Below are 2,845 nucleotides of genomic sequence, written 5' to 3'. Positions count from 1 at the left end.
AGGTCATCGACCCCAGAGTTCGCACCGGAATCCCGCAACATTTCGTGGAACTCTATATCTCCGGTCGCGAGCAGGTGTTCGCTCGGTGAGGCGATCGACTCGAACCCGGTGCGGTTGGTGCCCGAGATCAACAGGCCGTGACCGGTCCGTGCTGCGAGCAGCATCCGCCGTTCCCCGACGGTGAGCCCGAACGCGTCACCAACAGCGTCGATGGCCTGCGGGGCCTGTTTGAGCAGGATCTGGGTGGCGGCGTTGGATACCACGGCCATGCCGAGGTCGGTGCCGAGGATGTCCGCCACGTCCTGGGTGATGACGGTCAGGCCGGCGTTGCGTTTCCGGCCGGCCTTGCTCATGGTGAACAGGAACCGGGCGCCCTCGCCGTCGCGCATGAGCAGCCACGCCTCGTCCACGACGACCAGGCGCCGCATCGCGTGGCATCGGGTGCTGGGGGCGTCGACACTGCGCCAGATCGCGTCGAGGGCCAGGAGTGTCCCGACGGTGCGCAGCTCATCGGCCAGGTGTCGCAGCGACCACACCACGAGGTGCCCGTCGGGCCGGGTTGTGGTCGCGCCGTTGAACAGGTCGGCGAACGACCCGTCGACCCACGGTGCGAGCCGCGCGGCGAGCTGCGCCGCGGCCGGGTCGTCGTCGCCGCGCAGCGTGGCGGCGAGGTCGGTCAGGAGCGGAGCGCGGCGGTGGTGGGTGGCGGGGTCGGCGGTGATGCCCGCGGCGCGGTAGGTGGCGAGGATCGCGCGGTCCAGGGCGGCGCGTTCGGTCGGTGGTGGCTGGTGCCCAAGCAGGACCGCGATGAGGGTGTGCAGGAACAGTCCGCGGCGGGTGAGCACGTCGGGGCGGGTGTCGCCGACCGGCAGATCCAGGGGGTTGATTTTCACGCCGGGCTGGCCGAGCCGTATGACGGTGCCGCCGACGGCGTCGGCGAGGCGCAGGTACTCGTCCTCGGGGTCGACGATCGACACGTGCACGCCCTGGTACAGGTTGCGCAGCACGTCGAGCTTGACGAAGTACGACTTGCCGGCACCGGAGCGGGCAAGGACGACGCTGTTGTGATTTTCCTGGACCCACCGGTCCCACCACACGATGCCGGAGCTGTCGGGGTTGATGCCGTAGAGGACGCCGCCGGTGGTGGCGGGGTCGCCGGGTAGCGGCGCGGGCAGGTCTGCTGAGGCAAGGGGAAATGCGGCTGCGAGGGCCTGGGTGTCCATGGTTCGCAACAGCTGCAGGGAGTCGGTGGCCAGGGGCAGGGTGGTGGTCCAGCCGGGCAGGTGCCGCCAGGTGGCCGGCTGGACCTCGATGAGGGTGGACGCGGCGGCGGCCTTCACCTGCGCACACGCGTCGAGGAGCTCGGTCTCGGTGCGCGCGTGCACGGTCAGGTACAGGCCGACCCGGAACAGTCGCGCGGCGCCCCTGGCGAGGCGTTCGGCGAGGTCGGCGGCGTCGTCTGCTGCGGCCTCCACGTAGGGGTCGGCCAGTTTGCCTTTCTCTGCGTCGGCGCGGCGGGAGGACTCGAACCTGGCGCGTTGGGTACGCAGGCGCTTCGCCGCGATCGGTGCTGGGAGCGGGTCGATGTGCAGGGCGAGGTCGAGGCGGCCGGGCCAGGACAGTAGCGGTTCGAGCCAGGCGGGGCCGACTTCGGCGGGGTAGCCGGTGACGACGAGGGTGGCGGCGTAGCCGTCGCCGACGTGGAGCATCCGGGGGGTGACCTCGACCGAGGCCGGGGCTACGGTCGCGGCCAGCCCCGCGGTCTGCGGGGTCGCCGCGGCGGGTGTGGTTCTGGTGAGCAGGTTCATGACGGTGTCCTTCTGTGTGGCTTCGGTGCCGCCGTCTTGGCCGCAATCCTGGGCGCGGTCTTCGGCGTGGTCTTCGGCGTGGTCTTGGGGGCTGCGGCGGTGATGACCGCGTCGGGGGCGGCGAGCCCGCCGGGTCTGGGGGGCCGGTAGGGGTCCGCGGCCGCGGCGATTGCGGCGGTGACCGCTGCACCGTCGAGGGCGCGGGTGGTGACGCCGAGGCCGGACAGGGCGCGGACGGTGTCGTCGGCGCGGCGGCGGGCGGCGTGCTCGCCGCGTTCGCCGCGGCCGGCGCGGGTGACGATGAGGACCTGCCGGCGCAGCGGATCCCGGCGTTCGGCCAGGTCGGCCAGGAACTGCGCGTGGTCGGTGCATGCCGCGGCGAGCGCCGGGTCCGGGAGCCGCTCGGCGGCGCGGGCGAGGTTGCGGGCGCAGGAGGCGAGGTCGACCGGCTGCGCGGAGACCACGATCTGGGTGGGTGTGGCGAGGCTGTTGAGCCACCGGCCGAACGTGTCGATCAGCGCGGCCTGCTCGTCGGCGGTGCGCAGCGCGAGGTTGACACTGGTCGCGGCGACCATCGCCGCTGTCATGCCGCCGGTCCGGTCGGTGAGGCTGATCTGTCCGTCGGCGCTGATCGCGTCGGCGGGCAGTTGCAGCGGCGCCGGCAGCATCATCTTGCTCGGCGGCACCTGCACCCAGTCCGGGGCCTTGGCGGTGGTGTCGGTCGTGGTCAGCGCGCGCGGGCTGCGGGAGTGCCGCAGCCCGGCGAGGAGCCACACGTCCAGGGGCAGGCCGTCGCGACGGCCGACGGCCAGGCCGAAGACCAGCCCGCCGAGCACGACGAACGCGCCGATGAGGCCCGGGATCGGCAAGAGGGTGTGCAGGGCGTTCCACGCGCCGTAGCCGAGAAGCGCGGCGACGGCGAGGATCGCCAGCTGCCGGAACGTCAGCCCGTAGACCACTTTGTCAGGTGCGTCGACGTCGGCGGGGATACGAGCTCTATACCACTCGTCTTCGGAGTTCTTCGTCGGACTCATTGG

Annotated in this window: 2 protein-coding genes; both read right to left on the bottom strand. The window is 72.1% G+C overall.

Translation table 11 applies throughout. The annotated features are described in order from the left end of the window. A partial coding sequence (locus ACFPIJ_RS52440; protein WP_380127043.1) for a VirB4 family type IV secretion system protein occupies positions 1–1,808 on the bottom strand: 1,808 nt, incomplete at its 3' end. Continuing rightward, a complete protein-coding gene (locus ACFPIJ_RS52435) occupies positions 1,805–2,842 on the bottom strand; it encodes a PrgI family protein (RefSeq protein ID WP_380127044.1) in 1,038 nt (345 codons plus the stop codon). The genes ACFPIJ_RS52435 and ACFPIJ_RS52440, both read right to left, overlap by 4 nt. Between the last annotated feature and the right edge of the window lie 3 nt (positions 2,843–2,845).

Origin of the sequence: Dactylosporangium cerinum (assembly GCF_042653625.1) — a bacterium.
Taxonomy (GTDB): domain Bacteria; phylum Actinomycetota; class Actinomycetes; order Mycobacteriales; family Micromonosporaceae; genus Dactylosporangium; species Dactylosporangium cerinum.
This window is presented reverse-complemented; position numbering and strand designations above follow the sequence as displayed.

Coding starts and splice junctions, on each gene's coding strand:
- ACFPIJ_RS52435 (WP_380127044.1), bottom strand. CDS start 2,842: ATGAGTCCGACGAAGAACTCCGAAGACGAGTGGTATAGAGCTCGTATC.